Source organism: Cryobacterium sp. MP_M3 (assembly GCF_015752155.1).
Classification (GTDB): Bacteria; Actinomycetota; Actinomycetes; order Actinomycetales; family Microbacteriaceae; genus Cryobacterium.
On the sequence record NZ_JADOVI010000024.1, the window covers coordinates 1 to 21,401 of the forward strand.

21 protein-coding genes are annotated in these 21,401 nt (G+C 65.4%); 10 read left to right on the forward strand and 11 right to left on the reverse strand.

Going from position 1 to position 21,401, the window contains the following annotated elements:
- The first annotated feature begins 107 nt into the window (after positions 1-107).
- The 4 genes from IWX89_RS17180 (at position 108) to IWX89_RS17195 (ending at position 3,133) form a co-directional block, all read left to right on the forward strand.
- Entirely contained in the window at positions 108-449 is a 342-nt protein-coding gene (locus IWX89_RS17180) for a hypothetical protein (protein WP_196904758.1), read from the forward strand.
- A gap of 211 nt (positions 450-660) precedes the next feature.
- Positions 661-1,347: a helix-turn-helix transcriptional regulator gene (locus tag IWX89_RS17185; protein ID WP_231383455.1), complete on the forward strand. Its 687-nt coding sequence runs from the start codon at positions 661-663 to the stop codon at positions 1,345-1,347.
- Positions 1,347-2,225, forward strand: coding sequence for a hypothetical protein (locus IWX89_RS17190; RefSeq protein ID WP_196904760.1), 879 nt, complete (start codon positions 1,347-1,349; stop codon positions 2,223-2,225). Before IWX89_RS17185 ends, IWX89_RS17190 begins: the two co-directional genes overlap by 1 nt.
- A 440-nt stretch (positions 2,226-2,665) precedes the next feature.
- Entirely contained in the window at positions 2,666-3,133 is a 468-nt protein-coding gene (locus IWX89_RS17195; RefSeq protein ID WP_196904761.1) for an SRPBCC family protein, read from the forward strand.
- Between the two features lie 209 nt (positions 3,134-3,342).
- Here IWX89_RS17195 and IWX89_RS17200 read toward each other — a convergent pair whose 3' ends face one another.
- Positions 3,343-4,527: an ATP-binding protein gene (locus IWX89_RS17200; protein WP_196904762.1), complete on the reverse strand. Its 1,185-nt coding sequence runs from the start codon at positions 4,525-4,527 to the stop codon at positions 3,343-3,345.
- 314 nt (positions 4,528-4,841) lie between these two features.
- A complete protein-coding gene (locus IWX89_RS17205) occupies positions 4,842-5,012 on the reverse strand; it encodes a hypothetical protein (protein ID WP_196904763.1) in 171 nt (56 codons plus the stop codon).
- 195 nt (positions 5,013-5,207) lie between these two features.
- Here IWX89_RS17205 and IWX89_RS17210 point away from each other — a divergent pair, with 195 nt between their 5' ends.
- Positions 5,208-5,840, forward strand: coding sequence for an HNH endonuclease family protein (locus tag IWX89_RS17210; RefSeq protein WP_196904764.1), 633 nt, complete (start codon positions 5,208-5,210; stop codon positions 5,838-5,840).
- 187 nt (positions 5,841-6,027) lie between these two features.
- On the opposite strand, the gene IWX89_RS17215 is transcribed toward IWX89_RS17210, so the two are convergent.
- The 6 genes from IWX89_RS17215 to IWX89_RS17240 form a co-directional block, all read right to left on the reverse strand.
- Positions 6,028-6,438, reverse strand: a complete 411-nt coding sequence (locus IWX89_RS17215; RefSeq protein ID WP_196904765.1) for a DUF4913 domain-containing protein — start codon at positions 6,436-6,438, stop codon at positions 6,028-6,030.
- The gene (locus tag IWX89_RS17220) at positions 6,431-8,164 is read right to left on the reverse strand and encodes a type IV secretory system conjugative DNA transfer family protein (protein WP_196904766.1); all 1,734 of its coding nucleotides are present in this window, start codon (positions 8,162-8,164) and stop codon (positions 6,431-6,433) included. The genes IWX89_RS17215 and IWX89_RS17220 overlap by 8 nt, the downstream gene beginning before the upstream one ends.
- Before the next feature lie 73 nt (positions 8,165-8,237).
- Positions 8,238-9,311, reverse strand: coding sequence for a hypothetical protein (locus tag IWX89_RS17225; RefSeq protein WP_196904767.1), 1,074 nt, complete (start codon positions 9,309-9,311; stop codon positions 8,238-8,240).
- 7 nt (positions 9,312-9,318) lie between these two features.
- Positions 9,319-10,653: an ATP/GTP-binding protein gene (locus IWX89_RS17230; RefSeq protein WP_196904768.1), complete on the reverse strand. Its 1,335-nt coding sequence runs from the start codon at positions 10,651-10,653 to the stop codon at positions 9,319-9,321.
- A gap of 203 nt (positions 10,654-10,856) precedes the next feature.
- Complete coding sequence (locus IWX89_RS17235) at positions 10,857-12,560, reverse strand: hypothetical protein (RefSeq protein WP_196904769.1); 1,704 nt, start codon at positions 12,558-12,560, stop codon at positions 10,857-10,859.
- On the reverse strand, positions 12,560-13,714 hold the full coding sequence (locus IWX89_RS17240; RefSeq protein WP_196904770.1) for a hypothetical protein: 1,155 nt from the start codon (positions 13,712-13,714) through the stop codon (positions 12,560-12,562). The genes IWX89_RS17235 and IWX89_RS17240 overlap by 1 nt, the downstream gene beginning before the upstream one ends.
- A gap of 48 nt (positions 13,715-13,762) precedes the next feature.
- Here IWX89_RS17240 and IWX89_RS17245 point away from each other — a divergent pair, with 48 nt between their 5' ends.
- Positions 13,763-14,014: a hypothetical protein gene (locus tag IWX89_RS17245; protein ID WP_196904771.1), complete on the forward strand. Its 252-nt coding sequence runs from the start codon at positions 13,763-13,765 to the stop codon at positions 14,012-14,014.
- Here IWX89_RS17245 and IWX89_RS17250 read toward each other — a convergent pair.
- The 3 genes from IWX89_RS17250 to IWX89_RS17260 are packed head-to-tail and all read right to left on the reverse strand — an operon-like array spanning position 13,996 to position 16,305.
- Positions 13,996-14,712 (reverse strand): hypothetical protein, encoded by a 717-nt coding sequence (locus IWX89_RS17250; protein ID WP_196904772.1) that lies wholly within the window; start codon positions 14,710-14,712, stop codon positions 13,996-13,998. The genes IWX89_RS17245 and IWX89_RS17250 overlap by 19 nt on opposite strands.
- 32 nt (positions 14,713-14,744) lie before the next feature.
- Positions 14,745-15,059, reverse strand: a complete 315-nt coding sequence (locus IWX89_RS17255; RefSeq protein WP_231383451.1) for a hypothetical protein — start codon at positions 15,057-15,059, stop codon at positions 14,745-14,747.
- A 4-nt stretch (positions 15,060-15,063) separates the two neighbouring features.
- Positions 15,064-16,305: a ParA family protein gene (locus IWX89_RS17260; protein ID WP_231383452.1), complete on the reverse strand. Its 1,242-nt coding sequence runs from the start codon at positions 16,303-16,305 to the stop codon at positions 15,064-15,066.
- A 320-nt stretch (positions 16,306-16,625) separates the two neighbouring features.
- On the opposite strand from IWX89_RS17260, the gene IWX89_RS17265 reads away from it, so the two are divergent.
- From IWX89_RS17265 to IWX89_RS17280, 4 genes are all read left to right on the forward strand, one after another.
- Positions 16,626-16,949 (forward strand): hypothetical protein, encoded by a 324-nt coding sequence (locus IWX89_RS17265; protein ID WP_196904774.1) that lies wholly within the window; start codon positions 16,626-16,628, stop codon positions 16,947-16,949.
- Positions 16,950-17,076: 127 nt separating this feature from the next.
- Entirely contained in the window at positions 17,077-17,400 is a 324-nt protein-coding gene (locus IWX89_RS17270; RefSeq protein WP_196904775.1) for a helix-turn-helix transcriptional regulator, read from the forward strand.
- Positions 17,401-17,958: 558 nt separating this feature from the next.
- Positions 17,959-19,848, forward strand: a complete 1,890-nt coding sequence (locus IWX89_RS17275; RefSeq protein ID WP_231383453.1) for a hypothetical protein — start codon at positions 17,959-17,961, stop codon at positions 19,846-19,848.
- Positions 19,849-20,230: 382 nt separating this feature from the next.
- On the forward strand, positions 20,231-21,028 hold the full coding sequence (locus IWX89_RS17280) for a carbonic anhydrase (RefSeq protein ID WP_196904776.1): 798 nt from the start codon (positions 20,231-20,233) through the stop codon (positions 21,026-21,028).
- The last annotated feature ends 373 nt before the right edge of the window (positions 21,029-21,401 follow it).

Here is a 21,401-nt window from a genome sequence, read left to right on the forward strand (position 1 = left end):
CGTCTCGATCCCCACGCTCTACCGGTGGATCCCCGCCACCGAACGCTGAGGAAGCGCCCTAACGTACTCTGAGCTCCGTTTTCTCAAATGCCCCCTACGAGGACTCGGTGCGGCTGAACACCGGGGGCATCGTCACGGGTCTCCGGGAGATCCTCGGCGCTCAGCTCGTCGCCTACCTCGGCCGTGTGTCGAACACGCGCTCGGTGCGTGAGTGGGCGGATGGCTCGCGCGCGCCGGGCGCGGACGTCGTGCAGCGGCTGCGTACCTCTTATTATGTGGCCGGCATTCTGATTGAACGGGATAGCGCGAAGGTAGTCCAGGCGTGGTTCCAGGGCATGAATCCGGAGTTGGGCGATCAGTCCCCCGCCGCCCTGTTGCGCGTTGAGCCTCTTGATGATGTTGGCCCGAGAATTATTGCGGCCGCCCGGTCCTTCGCGGCTCAGGGGTAGGTTCCTCACCCCAAGCTGCGGCACCGTGTTCGGAAAATAAGCCCTGTCCGCTGGCGGCGGAAACGGACTATTTGCTTTTCGCGCGGCGCACTTTTTTGCATATGTGCAACGGGTATCTCCCGTGCCTGCAATGAGATTCATTGCATATATGCAATGGCTTGCGTAGCATTAGCCTGTGATCACTATGTCTGCGGCTTCGATTGTCACTCGCATGCGCCTGAAGCGAGAACTGAGTAAGACGGCGTTTGCTCAACTCGTAGGAGTGCCCGCGTCGACGATCACTCGAATCGAAGCCGGAATCGTTGACCCGACCTATTCGATGCTGCAGAAGATCGCTTCCGGGGCGGGGTTCACACTCTCGGGAACGCTCGCTGACGTGGGCAGCGATGCGCCCTACGCGGCGGCGGTGGAGCGTATCCAGAACGCCTCAAGCGTCGAGAGGCGCCGCCTGGTGAAGAAGCTCGCGCAGACGGCCACTCTCGCTCCGGCCACCAAGCGGCCCGGGGTACGGATCTTTGCCCTGGACCGGCCGATCGGTGATTTCGTCCGGTACCTGGAGGAACGCGGCGCGAATCCGGCGGTCTCGTCCCTCGAGGCCGTGGCCGAAGACATGACATCCACACATTCCTTTACGCCAGTTGTCTACGTAGAGCGGCCGGAGGATCTCGATGACCTCCCGCTGATGTCGCCAACGGCCAGGTCCAGCGTCATCGTGCTTCCGATCACGGAGAACGTGCGCAGATTCACCCGCTGGGTCGACGGCACCGCAATGCTCGTACCCGAATGGGGCATGCTCGACGCGCTCGCTTCGCCGGGCCGGCAAGCCGACGTCGCACGAAGCTTCCTGCCGCAGCTCGCTGCCCGAGCCAGCATGACCGAAGCCGGAGCTGCGGCGTAGTGGCGCTCGGATTCGAAGACGCCAGATACGGCGCTGAGCGATCTCGGCGGCTCCTGATCACGACCATCATTGCGTTGGGTGAGCATGCGGATGCCGTGACTGTTGTCGGCGCCCATGCGGTCCATGTGTGGGTGCAGAAGAAGTGGGGACCCATTGACATGGAATCCACTCGTGACGGCGACCTCGCAGTCAATCCCGTCCTGATCGCTGAGGACCCGAAGATCATGGAACTCCTGGCCGGGATCGGGCTCGAGCCGGCGCGTCCTGAACGGCCAGGGATCTATGGCCTAGTCAGTGAACGAGGGTTCCCATGGGAGCAGCGCACGACAGTCGACCTCCTAGTCCCCGAAACCTACGCCGGCTCGAAAGGACGCTCCGCTCGAATCCTCGGGCAGAAGAGCGCAACAACCCGCGCGTATGGCCTCGAACTGGCCATCCACGACCGCACCGTGACCCGGATCTCGACAACTGACGGTGACCCTAAACTCACCGTCGATGTCAACGTTGCAGGCCCGGCCGCCCTTCTCATCGCGAAAGCCCACAAGGTGTCAGAGCGGCTGGCCGACGTTGAGAAACGGCCTGACCGTCTCCGTCCCAAAGACTCAGGCGACATAGCCCTCCTCATGATGGTCACCGATGGAGCCGAAATGGCTGAAACGATGCTCAAACACGTGGCCGAAAGACCAGAAATCCGCGCCGTCGTTCACGACGGGATCCGGTACCTCATCGACATGTATTCCGCGGGCAACGACACCATCGTCCGGGAACACATGGCCGCGAGTTTGAGCGCACGTTTCCCCGAACCAGCCATCTTCGATGCAATCGATTCCTGGCTCGCTTCATTCTCCGCACAGCTCGATGAATCGGCCGTTTCCTAGACACGGACTCCCCGCCCGTGGCAGGCGTGGTTTCACCGTCGCATCTGACGACTGCTGGGTATTCGCACTTCTGGGAGGTCAGCGTTATTGACGTACGGGGCCACTGGGCGAGTTGGCGAGAAGCGTGTTGTGGGGCCATGGTGCCACCTCGGTGAGTATTTAGGCCCTTGAGCAACTACCCAATCGTGCAGTTGAGCACCAACGATCGTGCGCCAGAGCGCCTGCGACCGCCGCAGGCGAGTGACAAGCTCCCAGGGACACATTTCAGGTGCTCGCAATTCTCAGCTCCGTTCATTCGGCTGACGTTGTTCGGGCGTGGGTCATGGGTATGAACCCGGAACTGGTTGATGCGTCGCCGGCCGAAGCGCTCTCAGAGGGACGTTCCCGAGAGGTCGTGGCCGCGGCGCGGTCCTACGTAGCCGCGGCCTAGGCTGGGCAGCATGACGGTCGAACAGGTTGAGCAAGGTCCGCGCCGCGTCGCGCGCACTGTCGAGGTGCCGGCTTCGGCCGACGACGTCTTCGCGTTGGTGGCTGATCCGCGCCGTCACGGTGAGCTGGACGGCTCGGACACCGTGGGCGACACGGTGTCGGGGCCGCGGCGGCTCAGCCAGGGAGCACAATTCTCGGTCGCGATGAAGCAGTTCGGCGTCCCGTATCGCATCACCAGCACGGTAACGCGCTTCGAAGACGGTCGGCTTCTGGAATGGCGTCACCCAGCGGGCCACCGGTGGCGCTGGGAACTCACGCCGCTCACGCCCACGTCTTCGCGCGTCACTGAGACCTTCGACTACAGCACCGTCCCAGCCGTGCAGGGCAAGGTCTTCGAGTTGCTCGGCGTTCCTCGGAAGAACGCCGCCGGCATCGAAGCCACCCTGCGCCAACTCGCGTCGCGCTACACCCGCGCTTGACGCGACGATTCACTTCCTGGTCGGACGCCGCGGCCCGCGTCTGCACGGGCATATGGGGGGATCGGCGAATCGAATTCCCACAGATGAACGGGTTCCCACCGGGCAACCGTCAGCACATGCGCACGTTCGCGGGTGCCTGGACTGCCGAGACGCTAATTTCTCAGCAGGCTGCTGGCAAATTGGCGGGTGGCCACCAAGATGACTCGGGGCTACTCCCCTTGTCTGCTGATGAAGTCAGCCATGCCGGGCACGGTGAAGGCGACGAAACCGCGTTCTGGCGTGTAGATGTGACCGCTCCGGATCAAGTCTCGGCGATTGACGGAGAGGTCTGTAGTGCGCTTCTTCCGTAACCGGGTCACGAGTTCGGCCATTGATGAGGGGGCATCGTCGTCGGTGGCCATTGCGGACATGAATGCCCGCTGAGTCGGTGTAGCCCGCTCCCACCTCGATTGATAGAGGCCTTGTTCCACTTCACTTCGCGCTGACTCGATCCCGATGTGGGCGTCCTGCAGAGAAATGGTGTCCGTGGCCCTGACGGCCCAGACATGACTGCCACAAGCTTGAATGAAATAGGGGTATCCCCCCGAAGCCGTCACTGCGGCGTCCAGGGCGTCAGGTTCCCAGTCGACTCCGTTGGCACGGGCCGGGGCAGTGAGTGCGTCAGATGTAGCGGCGGTGTCGAGCAAACCGATCTGACGATAGTCGTAGAGGCGCTCCGCGTAGCTGGTCGCGTCAGCGAGCACGGCAGGCAGGGACGGCAACCCCGCGCCGACAAAAACGACCGGGACGGGGAAGACGTCTTGACCGAGGTTATGCAGGGCGACGTTGAGAGCCGCGAGATCCTCGGATGAGGCTTCTTGGAGTTCATCGACGGCCAGCACGATAACCGTGTTGGCCTCACGCGCTGCAAGCCCGATGGTCTCCAATAACTCCTGGAGATCGACGGCGAGATCGCCGCTGTCGGCTACGCCGCGCTCCGGTTCAACGTCGACAGTGAAGGAGTAGGTCCCGGACGGGTCGACACGCACTTGGAATGAACGGAGCACGCGGGCGGCCTTGGACCAGAGCGCTTTGGCACGGTCAGAGCTTGAGAGGACTCGTCGAAGTGCGAGGTGGAGCTCTTTGGCCAGCGCGCCGGCCAGGGGCTTGCTGCTTGAGGCCTCGACTTTGATGAAGATCAACTTCAGCTCGGCCGCGTCTCGTCCGAGCTGATTGAGCAACACGGTCTTCCCTACGCCGCGGAGCCCGGAGAGGATCCACGGCCTCTCCCCCTCCCCCGTTTCCCGTGCCTGGTGCAGCCGTGTGCGGAATTCACCGAGCAGGTCAGAGCGGCCTGCTAGAACAGGCGGCACCCGCCCCGCACCGGGCTTGAAAGGATTCGTCGAAAGCTCCATAAATAGAACAATATAGCCCCGAGTAAACAGATCGCTTACTCGATCATAGAAGCCCTTATAAAGTGGCGGTGATGGCGCTTGGCTTCACGCATGCCCGGCCTGCCAGCGGCTGCCTACCTCCTATCGCGTGGCCGAACTACGGAGTACGAAAAAGCCCCGGCATGTATCGCCTGGGGCAGACGAGTATGAGTACCGGGGCTAATCGTTGGAGTGGGGGGACTCCGATTCGTAACGGTACTCGCGGTTCGCCTGTGGAGGATTTCGCCGCGCCTACTGAGGGCAAGTTCGTGGCTCGGTCGCGGGTCTCGTACCGGTCAGCTTGGGCGGACCCACTGTTGTTGTGATGGGTCCCAGGCTCCGTCCTCGATTTCGGCGCTGAGGGCTGGCAGCAGCATCGCGTTGACCAGGGAGAGCGCAGCTTCATGGTCGAGGACGTCGCTCAAGACAGGAACGGTTTTGGCAACTGTGCGGTATCCGTCGGTCATGGAGCGGGGCACGTGGAGCGTGGTGAACGGCGGCAGGCCACGCTGGTGCGCTTCGGTGTGGACGCTGATAGCCCTCGTGCGGAAGTTGCCGGGTGTTCACCTGCAAAGGCCTGCGGTGCCGACCGGCTACCCGAGAGGATCGAGACATGCCGATGAATCGATAATTCCGATTCGCGGTCGATCCGAGGAGTCTCGATGAAACGCCCGTCCCCCGCCCTGCTACTTGTCGGTGCACTTGTTGTTGTGGCGACTCAACTGACGGTCACCCAGGCCTTCGCCTCCCCGCCGGACCCGCCAGCGCTCAGCACGATCAACAGCGAGCTGGCCGCGATCCCCACCAAAGTGGAGACGGGTTCGGCCGGGTACTCCCGAGACCTTTTCCCGCACTGGTCCACGCAGTCCGGTAGCTGCGACACGCGAGAGATCGTGCTCCAGCGGGATGGCGTCGACGTCGTGACCAGCTTGACCTGCTCAGCGACCTCGGGCAGTTGGTACTCCGTCTATGACGGCGCCTGGAACTACGCGTCGTCGGATGTTGACATCGACCACGTCGTCGCACTGTCTGAGGCCTGGGGCTCCGGAGCGTCAACCTGGACGTCGAGCAAGCGCCAGCAGTTCGCCAACAGTCTCAGCGACGGCCAACTGATCGCGGTCACCGACAACGTCAACGCGTCGAAATCCGACCGGGACGCGGCGGAGTGGCAGCCTCCGCTGGCCTCGTATCGCTGCACCTACGCCAAGCACGTCGTGCACGTGAAATACGGATGGGGCCTGTCAATGGACTCCGCGGAGAAGACCGCGATTAACACCATGCTGGCCACCTGCTGACGGTGCCACCAACTCACTTCGCTGCAATCGGTCGACCGCGAGACATCCCTTCGAGGCCATTTTTCCGATAGTCGCAGTCGGTAGATCTAGTGCTCTAACCCCCGTTGAACAGCCCGGTTGCGCTGACAAATCGTCGATTATTGATTAATTTCTGTCGGGGTACGTTCTAAAAAACACGGTGTCCCCCTCAGCTGAGCTCGACGTCGTCCGGCGGCATCGACGCCGGCACGATCTGGGCGGTTGTGTCCTTGCGGCGGTGGAGGTGTCCTTGGTCGGGGTCGCAGTCGCGGAAGGGCCCGTTTCCTTTGTCGAAGATGACGGCGGCGTGGCGGTCCCAGTGGTTGATCCACCAGGACGACACGGCGCCGGCGTCACCGTCCATGACGCTGGCGTCCGCTTGCATGCTGGCCTGCCAGAGGGCCTTAAACCGGGCGACGACTTCGGGGTGTAGCCACCATTGGGTGCACCACGGTGTGGGTTTGGTGCCGACGACCTCGACGGTGGCGAGGTGGCCGGCGAGCCAGTCGAGGAACATCTGGCGAACGTCGCCCGCGTCTTCATCAGTGTCGGTTGAGTCGTAGTCGTCGTACTCAGTCATGGGCGGCCGCCTCCGCGGGAATGGTGTCGTCCGGAACCGGGACCGGAACCGGAACCGGTGCCAGGGTGGTGCGGTTGATGGTGGTGGTGAGGGTTTTGTCGCGGAACCAGGGGACGGTGTTGACCATGACGGGGCGGCATTTGGAGCTGAAGACGATGGCGCGCCATTCGGGGAGGGATCCGAGGGCGGCGATGTCGAGGGTGTTGACCTTGCGGGTGTTGGTGGAGGTGGATTGGTGGCCGTCTTTGCTCGTGGAGCTGCCGTAGGTGATTTCGTCGTGTTCACCAATCAGGGCGGCTAGCGAGCGGAGGAAGTCGTCGTCGCCGGATCCGCCGCCGAAGACGCGGGTGGCGGCGGCGTCCCAGAGGGTTTGCCAGCCGTCTTTTCCGAACGCGTCGATGGCTTGGGCGCGGGATTGGAAGTAGGAGTTGAGGATGATGCCCATCGACCCGTAGAACGAATACACCGAGGGTAGTTCTGGCCAGCGGACGATGTTCGCGCACTCGTCGAGCTCCATTACGAGCGGGACGGGGAGCCGGCCGCCGTTTCGTTGCGCGGCGGTTTCGGCGGTTTTGCAGATGGCGCGGATGAGGGCGGTGAGGATGGCGCCGCCGGATCCTTCACCGTCTTTGGAGAGGAGGATCAGGGTGTCGGTGCTGGTGATGAACTCTGCCGGGTCGAACCGGCGGACCCCGGCCGTGTCGGTCCAGGCGAGGAGGTCATCGTCGGCGAGAGCTGACGCCATCCGCTGCGCGGTCGCGTAGACGCTGCCCTTGGTCTTGTCGGGCCAGCTCAGGATCCCCTCGATGGTGGAGGAGGGCCCGGTTTTCCCGTGCCGGGCGAGGATCTGCTGCACGTCGTGCCCCTCAGCGCGGGCGATCCAGGCGAACACTTGGGAGAGGGGTTCGTGCTCGAGGGCGGCGGCGTAGAAGAAGTACGCGAGCAGGTCCCGCCCGGCGGTATCGAACTGGGAATCCCCGCCCCGGTCGGACGCTTTCCGGGTGGAGGCTTCAAAGATCGCGGCGAGCTCGCGGGCGTCGGCTGCGCTGCGAATGTACTCGAGCGGGTTGAAGACGAAATCAGGTGCGGGGTCGAGGCGGTAGATGCGGTTGGGGTCGAAAATGAACGCCTGCCCGTGGCCGGCGCGGCCGGTGAGGGTTTCGCGGACGCCGTCGACTTTGTTGGAGGTCATGATGGCGGGCCCGGGGGCTTCGAGCATGTGCCGGATGACGAGGGCGGAGGTTTTGCCGCGGCCGGTTCCGAATACGTATACGCCCAGGTCCCGCCACCCCTGATACACCCACCGGTTCCCCCGCCCGACGAGGCGGCCGACCCGCTCCCCCGCCGGCAGGTTCACTGCGGCCGGGTGTAGCTGGGCGGCTTCCTTGGCCCGCAGCTTGGCGCGCAGTACGGCGGATTGCCGGGTGGTGGCCATGTGCCGGAGCGCGACGTTGTTGCGCTTGGTTGACGCCCATTGGGCTTGCTTGGCGAGGATGAATGCGAACAGGGCGACGGCGAGGATCAGTGCGACCAGGCTCGTCCAGGTTGCGGCGGGTGGCCACGGTGCGTCCCGGAAGAGGAAGTCCCCGGCCAACGCGGCGGGGTTCCACGGATACACGGTGCCGGTGGGGGTGATCATCGCGCCGGCATGCACGGCGACGAGGAGGCCTGCGGCGGCGAGGGCGGCGAGGAGCCCGGTCATGATGCGGGCTTTCCAATCGATCACGGGGTTCTCCTTGCCGCCATGAACACGGTCTGTCGGTGAGTGGGGATGGCGCGGTGCGCCTGGGTGTGGGGCATTAGTTGCTGAGTTTCAAGGGGTCGGTGCTGGTCGGGTCGACGGCGATGTGGACGTGGTTGCAGTCGTCCCGGAACTGCTTCATCGACAGGTCCAGGCTCACGCCGGTGTCGGCGCGGCACTGGTTCTGGCCGGCGCCGGACCCGGCCGGCATCACCGGGCTGAGCGCCTTCAGCAGCTTCAAGGCGTTCGCGTCAGCGCCGGTGGTGGGCATCCGGTCGAAGGAGTAGAAGTCGACGGCGTGACCGCCGCCGTTCGCGGAGTGCGGTGAGGAGAGCCCGGAGCCCAGGACCTGGCCGGTGCAGGCCCGGTTGATGTCGGAGATCCCGACCCGCTCGAACATGTTCGTCGCGATGGTGATGACCTGCAGGATGCGGGTGTCGATGCCGCAGTTCGGGCGGGTCTCGCCGTCGGCGATCCACCGGATCTCGCGCAGGTGATCCGGCGACAACCCGGTGATGGTGCCCGCATCAATCTTGACCACGAGGGCGGCCGCCAACGCCCGCGCGTCACCGCTGACGCCGGCGGCGCAGGCTGCGTCCCCGGTGGTGAGCGCGGTCACGACGGCCCGGGCTGCGTCGTAGTAGGTCGTGTAGTGGTCCGGGTCGGCATTGATCTGCACCGCGTGCGCCGCGGCAGTGGGCGTCAGTGTCTCCCAGTTCGGGACTGTGACGAGGCGCTGGAAGAAGAAGGTGGCGGCTTGGGTGGGGTTCATGCGTTCGGCGAGGGTGCCCCAGGTGTCGCGCTGCTGGAACAGGCCGCGGGAGTCGGGGCCGACAGCGTCGCCGTAGGTGAGGTTCCGGAGCGTGGATTCGCCCATCGCGGTCATCACGGCGATGGTTTGCCCCTGCACGTTGACGCCGGCGGTGGCGCCGGCGTTCATGATCAGGGCCGCGTTGACGAGCTGGTCGCCCTGATACCCGGCGACCGCTGAGCGTTCGGCGGCGCCTTGCGGGTTCGCCGCGATGGCGGCGCAGGCCCCGGTGCCGGGGCCGCCGCCGGTGATCAGGAGCAGCCCGGTGAACATGATCACGAGGAGGAGCACTGTCCCGGTGCCGAGGATGCCTTTCTGCATGGGCGGGTTAGGTGGTGGCGTTGCCGGCGGCCATGGCGGAGTCGGTGTTGGTGACGTCCACTTCCCAGTCCGAGCGGATGTGACGGATATGGGTTTCCGGGTTCGACCCGTACTTGAACACGCAGTGCCCCGGATTCAAACCCATCAGCGTCGCGGCGGTGTCAGGGGCGAAGTTGAAGGTTTCTTGCGCCCACCTAGCGTCCTCGGGCCGGTCTTGGCGGAACGCGTACACGGTTTGGGCTTCTTGGACGACGGTGTAACCGGGGCTATCTGCGGGGATGTCGGTGCCTTTGTGCATGACGAAGACGTTGGAGATGCCGAGGGACCGGGAGAGTTTCTGGTTGGATTTCACCAGCTGCGCGGAGGGGCCACCGATCATGTGCCAGCCCTCTTCGTAGATCACGTTCGTGACGAACCCGCGTTCTTCGCGCAGGCGCCCCATCAGCCACATGTTCCCGATCGCCATCACCGTGGGGATCGCAGGCCCGGAGTCGGGGAGCTGGGAAATATCGAACGTGGTGAGCTTGTGGGAGAGGTCGACGTGGCGGCTGGTCTCGCCGTCGAAGACGCCGGCGTACGTTTCGAGGAGGTTTTGCAGGCCGAACCGGATCGATAGGCCCGCCTGGTGGAATCGCTCGGATGCGTCCCCGGAGAGTCCTTGATCGGTGGGCACCACACCGAGGAATGGCATCAGGTCGGTGGTGGTCGCGGCCCGGTGGGTGTCCTGGAATTTCTCGAACAGGAGTTGCAGGGCGTACCGGGTGGCTTTCTCTTCCCATTCGGTGGCGGCGGTGTCGCCGCGGGCGATGCGGGCGACAGCGTTGATGAGCAGCATTTGACCTTGGAGGCCGGTGCCCCGTGCGATGAGGGGGTCCATCAGGTTGAACCGTGTCCCAGACCCGTCAGGGTCGAAGCGAAGGGGTTCGGTGCCCATGCGGCGGGTGAGGGCGGCGTATTCGCCTTCGCCGCCCTCGTCCTTCTTGTCGAACACCACCGCCCGATGCTGCTTCAGCAGTAATGGCCGCATCACCATGACCGTTTTCGTAAACGAGGACTTCCCGGACCCGACGGTGCCGATGATGAGGACGTTGGGTGAGGTGAGTTTCCGGGGGGTGGCGTTGTAGGCGGTGGGGGCGTCGTGGCTGATCATCGTGGACGAGAGCGTGTCGGTGCCGTTGACGACCCCGTCAATGCCGGTCGGGGCGCCGATGATGCCCGTGTTCAGGATCTCCGCTTGCCGGGTCGTGGACGGGGCCCCGGCCAGGCGGGGCGCGTACCAGCCGCGCGCCGCCGCCCCCGGCGAGGTCCGCAGTACAGACCCGGGCCGCTCAAACGGAGGCACATCCACCGGCCGTCGACCCGGCACCGCAACGCCAGCCCCGGCGTCGTCCGAACCGGTGGCATCAGCTTCGCCGGTGAGGGCGGGCGGGATTGTGGCTGTCGGGGTCAGGAAAATTTTCAAACCGGGGACAGTGCCGTACCACGGCTTTCGCACCGGTGGGGTGCGTTGGCCGGGGGTGTCCGTGTGCCGGGGTGTGGGGTGGGTCATGAGATGGCGTCCTTCTCGGTGCGGCCGGCGAGGCGGTTGATGGCCCGGGTTGCCAGGGTTGCGGCCGCGGGGCGAAGGCCCCGGCCGATCGGCCAGGTGGTGCCGGAGGCGGCGGATTGGAAGGAGTCTTGCCAGTCGAGTCGTTCAATGCCCAGGCCCGTCGCGCACGCTTCCTCGAGTTGGCGGGAGGCGTGGCTGAGGCCCGAGCGGGTGGGCGCGGAAATGGTCACGAATCCGATCCAGTCGACGCCGTGGTGGTGGGATCCGGCCGCGAGGTCCGCGGAGCGGCGCTGCGCGGCAGACATGCGGGTGGTGCTGTCGTCGGAGATGAGGCGGCCCTTCTGCTGGTCGGCGAGGACCCCGGCGAGGTCTCGGACGACATCGGCGCGCGCTTTCGCTTTCGCCTGCCCGGCCGGGACCAGGTGCAGGTGGAAGGACACCGAGCGGACGAAGCTCAGTTCCCGGCCGATCAACAAGTCCAGGGACCAGAGGGGGCTGCGGCCGGCGACGGCGAGGTTCTCACCGTGGATCGCCGCGGTGCGGTGCCACCACGTCACCGGAGGCGCTACCGGCCCGGCCCCGGTCATGACGAGGGTGGTGGGGTCGATGTCGTCGACGATGTGCGCGGAGAACTCGTCCCGGGACGCGATCCCGGCCCGGAGCGGGTCGACCGTGCGGGTGAGGTCGATGGGCAGGTGTGGGTTCTGCTGGTGCAGCATCAGGGCTGTGGTTTGCTTCGCGGTGAGGGCCTGCACGTCGCCCATCCGGGCTTCGTTCAAGCCCTGTTCGGTGGCCTGAATCTGCCCGGCCATCAACGCCCGCCAGGCGTCTCTCCCCGGCCCGTATTTGCTGGCGGCGTCGGTGAATTGCTGGGTCAACGGCCAGGACACGACGACGTAGTGGCGTTGCACCATCGCGTTGGCACTGGATTTGCGGATGACTTCGTCGTAGGAGAGTTTCTGCGCCTCAAACGAGGCGCGCTGCGCCTCCGTCCAGGTTTCCTGCACGGGTTCCAGGCGGGTCTTCACCCACAGTTGTTGCCGGGCGGAGTCCGGCGGCAACACCCGGGTGAGGGTTTGCACGTTGCGGATCAGGGAGGAGGGGGCGGCGCGGCGGGCCAGGAACTTGCCCCATGCGTTTGCCGCCCGGGTGAGGGCGGCCGCGGTCTCCATCCCCCGCAACTGGCCCGACACCGAGAACGCCACCGACAGGTAGGGTTCCTCACCGATCGGGGCGTGCCAGGCGATGCCGGGCATGTTGGAGGCGTATTGGAGCCAGCCCATACCGTCGGCGCCGTCCGGGTTCGCCCGCATCGTCACCGCCGCGCGTTCCGCGGCCTGCTTCTCGGTTTTGGTGCCTTGGAGGATGGCTTCTTGGAGCTGGTCCCACGCCCCGACTTCGTAGGGCACGAACTCGTCCGTGCCGAGCCGTTTCCGGGCGCGGGCACGGGCGCGCTTCCGGCGCCGCTCGAGGACAGTGCCGCGGTGGGTGCGGGCGGTGGTCAGCATCGTGATGCCCACCCCCGACACGGCCACGATCAGTGCCGGCAGACCAGCCCCGATGACCATACCGACCATGCCCCCGGCAATGAACACGGTGAGGAGGATCATCCGGGTTTTGGAGGCGGTGCCGCCGAAGAACCCGCGGTGCCCGGACTCACCGCCCAGGTAGCGGATGTGGGACTGCGGGGTGTCACTCACTAGACGGAGTCCTTTCCATAATGTTCCTCGTGCTCCTCGACCGGCGCCACGGCCGCGTCCGTGACCGAATCAGTGACCTTCTTCGTCGCCTCAAACCCCGCCACCGCACCGGCGGCAATCATCGTCGGGATACCGATCGCAGCCCCCGCACCGGTCGCGGACTCCGCCGCACCCGCGGCCGCCATCCCGCCCTCGGCAGCGACCGCACCGCCGCCGCCTGCCGCGGCGCCGGCACCGGCGGTGGCCCCGCCCGTAGCGGAGCCGACCGCCGCGGCCTCGGAGATCGACGACGTCGCCGCTTCACCCTCGCTTGCAGCCGAACCGCCACCGGCACTGCCGCTGCTCGAGCTGCCTGCGGACGGTGCACTCGCCCGGCCGCCTCCGCTGGAGGAGGGTTCGGGGCCGTTGTCGGAGTATTTGGCGTCGGCTTGCTGCATCGACTGGGACCCGATATTTGGGCCCGCGGGGGCGGCACCGCCACCACCGGTGGGAATCACGGGGGCGAACTTCGTCAACGCGAGCGGGGCGAGACCAGCCATGAACAACGCCAAGATCGACACGACCAGCGTGACGGTCTTCGCAAGGCTAGGGGTGTCGGAGAACGCATCGACCTGCGCGCTCATCATGCTGTACGCGATCGCGAGCAGGAAAAACAGCAGCGGGTGAGACGCCAGGATCCCAAACCACAGGTACGCGATCTTCGACCCGAACTTCCGTTTCTGCGGGTCCACGATCCACACGAACCCCAGCGGGAAGAGCACGCCGGAGAAGTACAGGGTGATGAGCTGCACGATCAGCATCAGGAGCACGACCAGGAGGCCGAGGATCATGAAGAACATCAGAATCACGCCGAGGACGGCGCCGCCGGCAAGGCCGGCACCGTCTTCCTCGGAGAGCATCGTGGAGAACTTGGCCACGATTGTCTGGGAGTTGCTGGTGACACCCCACGCGATCAACGAGTCGGAGAGGGCTCCGAAGAACTTCACCAGGAACGCGCCGAGCGCGGGCCCGAACATGGCCCCGAGAATGAACGCGGGCCCGTAGAGGGTGAGGGACTCCCCCAGCTCCCGGCCGGACTGGAGGCCGCGCGCGGTGCGCACGATCTGCGGGATCAGCAGGGCCACGAACACGAAGATCGCCAGGGCAAACGACACCCGGTACGCCTGAATGAACCAATCCGCCGTCAGGTCCGGAAGCGTCGCATGCGTGAGCGCTGGCAGAACAGTGTCGGAGAGACCCTTGGCGGCTTCCTGCAACAACTTGAAGGAGTTCCCGGCGGGGTCAGACCAAAAGTCCGCCACCCCAGCAGCCGTGTTCACGACAGCGCCAACTCCGCCGACTGCGTCGGCGACGCCCTGGCCGAGGTTCTGAGCGTTGCAGAGGAGTGGGCCGAGGGTGCAGTCGGCACCCGCCGCCTGAATGATGGCCGGGCGCATCAGCAGCCGCCGGTGTAGCGGTTTCCGCCGTTGGAGAGCTTGGTCTCGTCGACCACAGTGCCTGATTCAACGTGCCATCCGCCGTCTTCCCACACCAGTACGAGGCCCAAGCCCGCGACCTTTGTGGGGCTGAGCTCCCCGTTCACGACGTAGCCGACGGCCAGCTCGACGGTGACTCGATCGGCTGTGGAGTCCTCAGTTACACGCCACAGGCCGTTGGTCGTCGACACGTGGAAGGGGGTTCCTGGGGCAACAACACCCTGGGTTGGGTCGTCTCCTGCTCCCGTGTACTGAGCGGTGACGTCCTTCCACGCTGCGTTTGCCGTCGAGGCCATGACCTTCGATCCGATTTCATCGCTTTCCGTGGCCGCCGGGTACGGGTATTGCCAGAACCACCGCTCAAATGCCGTGGCGACTTCTACGGCCCCGTAGGTCGTCTGTTTGGCGTCCGCCTGGGCGGTCAGGACCATGTTGACGTTGCGGTCTTGGCCGCCGAGGCATCCGGTGGGTGCGACGTCGTCCTGGTTGTCCCCGCTCCCCGTGCTGCGGGTCGGGGTGGGTGTGGGGGTGGCCGTGGCCGTGTTGGGTGCGGCGTTTGGTTCTGGGGTGGGTCGGGTGGCGGTGTAGGTGATGCCTGCGCCGATTGCGAGGACGAGGGCGGCGGCCCCGATGACGATGGGCCAGCGGCTTCGGCCGGATGCTGTGACCATTCGCATGGTGGGGCTCCTTAGCTCTGAGGTGGTGGTGGTTAGCCGGCGAAGGAGAGGACGGCGCCGACGATGATCGCTAGGCCGGCGAGGGCGGCGAGGGAGATACCCGCCCAGACGGCTTTGCGGCGTCCTTGGGCGTGGGCTTGGGGGTTGGGGTTGGTGTCGCCGGAGGCGCCGGCCATGGCCACGATGCCGAAGATGAGGAAGCCGATGGACACGAGGATCCCGATGGCCCAGAGGGCGGCGATGAGTTTCTGCCACAGGGCGGTGAACTCGGCACCGCCGAAGGAGAAGTCGGGCAGGATCCCGTCGAGGGGGTTCTCGATCGCTGCTTGGAGCATGAGGTCGTGCATGGGGTTAGGCCTTCCGGTTCTGTGTGGGTGCGGCGGAGACCGCGGCTTGCAGGGCCCGGACCACGCTGGCGGCTGCTGCCACGAACGCGTCCCGGGTCGCGGGATTGAGGCTTCCCAGGGTGAGTTGTCCGCGTTCAGCGATGTGGGAGTCGTAGGGGATCTCGTGCAGGGCAGACACGCCCGCTTGGCTGAGGAGCCGCTCGACTTCGTGCCGGACGGCGTCGTTCTCAGGGCGCCCGTCGGTGAGGCGGATGGCGATGGCCCGGTTCGCGAGTTCCGCGGAGGCGCCGCCGGCCGCGCGCAGTTCCTCGAGCAGCTGGATCGCTTCGAGGACAGAGTCGCCGGCGTTCATCACGGGGATCACGAGGACGTCAGAGACGGACACGGCGCCGCGGAACGCGGAAGATGTGGGGACGTTGCCGGAGTCCATGACGCGGATGGAGTAGAAGTCATCGATGACATGGGAGACGGCGACGACGGATTCGCCGGTGAGGAGGTCGCGGCGGCCGGTGGATCCGATCACGGACGCGAAGGATGTTTGCGGGGCCGTGTATCCGGCGAGGCGGCCGGCGGTTTTGACCTGGTCGACGTCGCGGACCAGCTCGCCGAGGCCGAGCAGGGGGTTACCCTCGGCGCGGAAGTTCAGGGCGCCGGGGTCGTCAGAGACTTCGAGGATCGCGACCGATCCGCCGCGGATCGCAGCCAACACTCCCCCAAGCAGCAAGGCGGTGGGAGTCTTACCCGTTCCGCCCTTGGGATTGTTCACCAGGATCGAGACCGCGCGGGTCCAGGTTGCCTGCCGCACCGTGGTCTCGTGCGTGGTGCGCAGCTCCGTACGGCGCCGCTCCCCCAGCTCGGCGGCACCAGGCCCAACCGGCAACCCCAGGTTGGCCAGGGCCCCGCGAAACCCGGTCGTGGCTTTGGCCGGCGTCGTCGTCCGTGACGCGGCAGCGAGACCGGCGGCGGAACCGCCGAACAGCACCGACGTGCTGGCCAGGTCGACGGTGGCAGCCGCCGTCGATGAAGGCGCGGCCGACCCAGACGGCGCCGCAGTGGCAGTCTCCTGTGCAGCGGCCGGCAGCGGCGCGGCAGACTGCTCTGGTTCTCCGGGGGTGCTGCCTGTGGTTTTGGGTCGGCGTCGAGGGGGTGCCGGGGTGGTGAGGTTGGTGTCTTCCTCGATGTAGTCTCCGGCGCGGTCTGCCGCTCCGAAGACGTCGCTGGGGGCGCTGCGACCTGTATCACTCATGGGCGGTATGTCCTCTCGAATTTTGACTAAGTGGCAAAGAGAAACAAGGAGCCCCTTTAGGCCTCGACTAGTCTCTCGTCTTTTTTCCTGATGAGGCACCTGAACGGGGGGTGTGTTCCGCCTGTGCATGTGGTCCTAACCGCCTGAATGACGTGGGTTGTCGGGCGAGTGGCCGGAGCGCATAGAGCTTCGAACCTACGGGCGGCCACTGACATTCGCGGGTTGTTTAGGTTGCAAACGTAAATAGATGAGTTTGCATTAACTGCAGTGCGGTCGCGGCGCGCCCGTGACCGGGGGTGATCCAGGCCAGAATTGAGCGCATGGCCCGCGATGACAACTTGATGAAGCATGCCCCTGACCGGGTGGCGTTGTTCCAGGAGCTGTTTTCCGCGCCCTCCCGCGTCTTGGTGCTCCGTGCCCTGCTGCCCAAGCCGCTCAGCTACAGAGAGCTGTTCGATGCCATCGGAGACACGATGAGTCGCCCCGCGGTACACGCGGCCCTGATCGATCTTCGGGGCATGGGCTATATCGAGGACGATGCCCCCGACGATGTCTTGCGCCGGCCACCGGGAACGATGTTCACCGCGCGACGGGATCTCGTGACCCGCGACTTCGGGCAGGTCCTCGAGTTCGTCCTGGGCTGACCACTCCCCCACTGGGCGAGAGTATTGGGCCGCCCGGTTGCTCGACTTCGTCATAAGCTAATCATATAATGATTAGGGTTGACGTCGTCAACGATGGAAGAGGGCGGAGGTCGGGCAGAATGGCACAATGCCCCGCTATGTGCGTCCCCCTCATGATGAACTCGTGGAGGCCGCGATCGACGCATTTGGGAACCGGGCTCGAGTGGCAATCCTCAAGCACATCCGCGAAAACGGGCCATGCACCCGCTCCGATATCGCCACAGCGCTCAGCATCGCCCCGCCGACGGCGTCCAATCACCTTGCTGCGCTCGAGACTGCGGGACTCATCGAGTCCACTCCCCCGCGCAGTGAAGCCAGAAGCGGCCAATGGGTGCGCTACACAGTCATCCCAGAACGCGTCACAGAGCTCTACGTCGCTCTGGGTGAGTTCCTCGGACAATCACAGCTTTAATCGAGTCGCTCCCGCGTGGCGCGCACTCTTGAATGGGTTTAACGACAAGATCGTTTCCATGGCCGTTACAAAGGGAAGCAGGATTCGTCGGGACCACACCCCCACGGTGTTGTTCCAAACACGAGTCGACCCCGCGATCCGCGCGGTAGTCAATCAAGCCGCAGCCGCAAGCGGCGTCTCCACCGGTATCTACTTGGAAGCGTTGCTGCGCCTAACTCTCGCGGACCAGGGCCACCTGCCCGTCCTCGACCTCATTCGCGACCCCAAAGAGGAGCTGCTCATCCCCGCTGCTTAAACGAAAGAGCCCGTCGCTTTCGCGACGGGCTACTGCAAGTTTCGTAGCTCAAACCCTCTTCTGCTTGCCGGCGACGAGGTTCGAGCTAATCCAGATCACCAGCCCTCACGGGAGGTTTCTCTATGTCCCAGAGCATAGCGCACGTACCCCACAATGCACCCGGAATTCTGTCCGGCGTGTCTGGTGTGTCTGGCGTGTCCACTGAAGTGTGGACAGCGTGGGCTTTGACGCGCCGGATGAGTCCGCGCGATCAGGTACGCGTGATGAAGCGCGACGCATATGGGCGGGTGGACGAGAACAGTTACCCCCTGATCCACCGGGTTGGACCGGCTGAACCCACGACGCCGTGGGCGATGAACCTGGCCGATGAGACCGGCTTGTTCCGGGTCCTGTGCTTTGACTTTGACGGCAAGGACAAGCACGGCGTCGACGCCGAGCTGATGGAGGAAGCCGTCGACGAGTGCGACGTCCTCTCCCGCACACTCGATGCCCTCTCGATCGAGCACGTCGTGTGCCAGTCCTCCGGGACGGGGGGCCGCCACATCTGGCTCGCTCTCCAGGGCGGAGCTCCGAAACTCGCCGTCGCCCCCGTGGCCAGTGCGGCGCGGGCGAACTTCCGTCGCCTGGACCACGGCATGCTGCTCAACGCTGTTACGGGTGCTGCGCGGCCGCCGTTGTCCCCGCACCGTGACGGCAGCCATTCCACGGTCCTCCGCGGCAGCCTGAACAGCTTGATCGTCCCGTCGACCACGACCGCGGACCTGGCCGCCCTGGCCGCGGTGCTCGAGGCGGCGAAGCCGTCCCTCCGTGCGGAAGATAGCGCCCCGTCGGGCCCCGTGACGGCGCGCCACCAGGCGCACCGGCGCCTCAGTACGGCCGGCACCGCCCACATGGCCACCGTCGATGGCGGCAGTAACCCGAGCTGGACCGGGTTCATGTGCCTGCTGTCGGCCGCGAACGCGGGCTGGCAGCTCGTCGATGTCGAGCACGCCATCAAGACCGCCCCGGGTTTGGAACACTTCCGGACGAAGAACACCGGCCGCGGCGACCGCCGCCCCCGTAGCAAGGCTGAGGCCCGGGCCCGGTTGGGCCGCCAATGGGATAAGGCCCAGCAGTACGCCGCGCTCCAGCGCCCGCTGCCGGCGCTGCGGGAGCCGCAGGACTTGTCGGAGTTGGACGCGATCGTGACTGACGTGGAGGCGCTTTTGACTCGGTTTCGGGTGAGCCCGGGCCGGTGGGGTCGCAGCGAGGCGTCCTCGAATCAGCAGACCATTCTCCGCGCCCTGGCCTATCTCACCCTGCAGACCGGCAAACGCACGGTCGCCGCCGCCATCCGGGATCTTGGCCCGATGGGAGGCCTGGGCCGGACCACCGCAGCCGACGCCCTCACAGCCCTCGCTGAGGCCGGTTACGTCGAGCGGGTTAGTGCGAGCGAGGACGGCAACGCCGCCGAATGGCGCCTAGCCTCCACGTTATCCACAGCCCCCCGTACAGTCCGGTCACAACCACTAGATAACCCCCGCCCCCCGCACGAAATCCCGTTGCCGCCAGGTCGTTCTGCAGCTGAGCTCTTTAACACCCGGACGCATCTCGTCGCCCTGCTCGAGGAACAACTCGTCGACCAACGCCACGACCTTTTCACCCGCCGGGGCCTGGGCCCCCTGGCCGGGAAGCTCTACGCCCTGCTGCGCCAGCACCCGTCCCTCACCATTGACACTGCGGCTCGTCTTCTGGGTGTTACGGCTCGGCACACGGCCACGATCCTTAGTCGTCTTCGTCGTCATAAGCTCCTGGTTGTTCACCGTGATGGGTGGGCGAGGTCGAAGCAGGATCTTCGGAATCAGGCGGCGCTGCAGTTGGGCGTTTTGGGGACTCTTGTGGCTCGGGCGGAGCGGTATCGGGTTGAGAGGGAGGTGTGGGCGTGGTGGCAAGCCGAGCTGACCACGATGATGTCAGCCCCCCGGAGTCGGCCGCGGCGCCCACACGTGTCGAGCCGGCCCTTGTTTGAAGCGAGTCGGCCGGGTGAGCGGGTGTGGCCGCGGTATCCGCGGGCCAGCACGAACCTGGCTGATCACCGGGCTGCGCTCGAGTTGGTGGGTGCTGGTTTGCTCAATCCGGAGAATCGGTGGCAGTACCTCGGCGAAGCGGCGTAGTGAGCGCCGCACACTGAGCGTTGGGGTGGGCCGTGGGATTGTGTTCGTTTCTGGCTTGCTCTAGAACCGGATTCCTGTGGAGGTGTTCATGGTGGGCCCCCTCGATTTCTCGTGCCAGATGGAAGCCCGTTCGGGGCAACGATCCTGTGCTTTACGAGCGTGTTCCTGGGAAGAATGAATTGCCAGAGACGGGCGCCCTGTCGAATGGTTCTCGCCAGCGTTGGTGATTGAAGGCCATCGGTCAGAAGGTTTGTACGTCGGATATTCGATGAATTCATTGGCGACCTCGGGGAGAGGATGATTCGGGAGGGCGGTTCTTTGTGGAGTGTCGTCACGCGACATGTTTGGTGTGGCGTTTTTCTATGCAGTTTTTGGAGTTTTTATGTCGGCACGATCCTGGCTCACCGCTTCAGCTTTCACGGTGGCCGCTGTTACCCTCGCCGGTTGCGCGCAGCTTGCACCGGAACCGAGTGCGGCGCCCGTGGCGGAGGCGGCAAAGTGGTCGTATGACGGGGAGAGCGGCCCGGCGTCGTGGGGGGCGGTGGACTCCAGCTTCGAGGCGTGTGCAGCGGGAACCGCGCAGTCCCCGATCGACTTGCCGTTGACTGTTCCCGTGACCACAACCAGCATTGATTTGGCCGTGGAGGCTGTGGACGGTGACGTTTTCGACTCTGGGCATGCCGTTGAGGTCGAGACCGATGGTGAGGGTGAGACTCTCACGTTCGCCGGCGATGAGTTTAGTCTGCAGCAGATGCATGCCCACGTGCCGTCGGAGCACACCGTCGGGGGTCAGCCTGCCGCAGCCGAGCTGCACCTGGTGCACAAGGATGTAGACGGCAACCTACTGGTGCTGGGCATCCTCGTATCCGAAGGGGAGGCGTCCGAGGCGTTGGTGCCGTTCATCGAGGCGGCGACCCACCCGGCGGATAAGGACGAGGTGGTACTCGATGTTGCTGGCGTGTTGCCGGCGTCGCTGGAGAATTATGAGTACTCGGGCAGTCTGACCACCCCGCCGTGTACGGAGGGTGTGCAGTGGGTGGTGTTGAGTACGCCGATTTCGATGTCTGCGGAGCAGATCGACACGCTTGAGGAGGTGCACCGTCACAATGCTCGGCCGACTCAGCCGCTCGGGGGGCGCACGGTGGTGGGCGGGACCGGGGAGGTCGAGAACGAGGGGTAGGGGGCGGATTCACCCGGGGGAAGCGGCACCTCGATCAGGGAGGCGGATTGTGGGACGTCCGAAAGGTGTGGATGGCCACGTACCCGGCATCGTGCGGTGGGGTGACTATGGCAGCGTTAGTAGGACCCACCAGAGCAATCTAAGCGGGACCCACTTCGGGTGTTTCGGTGTGTCACGGGCAACTTCACCGGGATCTACGCGACCAGGCTGCCCGGGTCCTGCGGGTGGCCGGCACGTTGGCCACCCGGGTGGAGGCTTATCAGGCGGAGCGGACGGTGTGAGCTGCCGCGGATATCTCGGACAGTGGGCCCTCTTAAAATGAGGGTTCACTGAAAGTAGAGATCAGCATGGCCGCAGCACGTAGGCGTTTCAC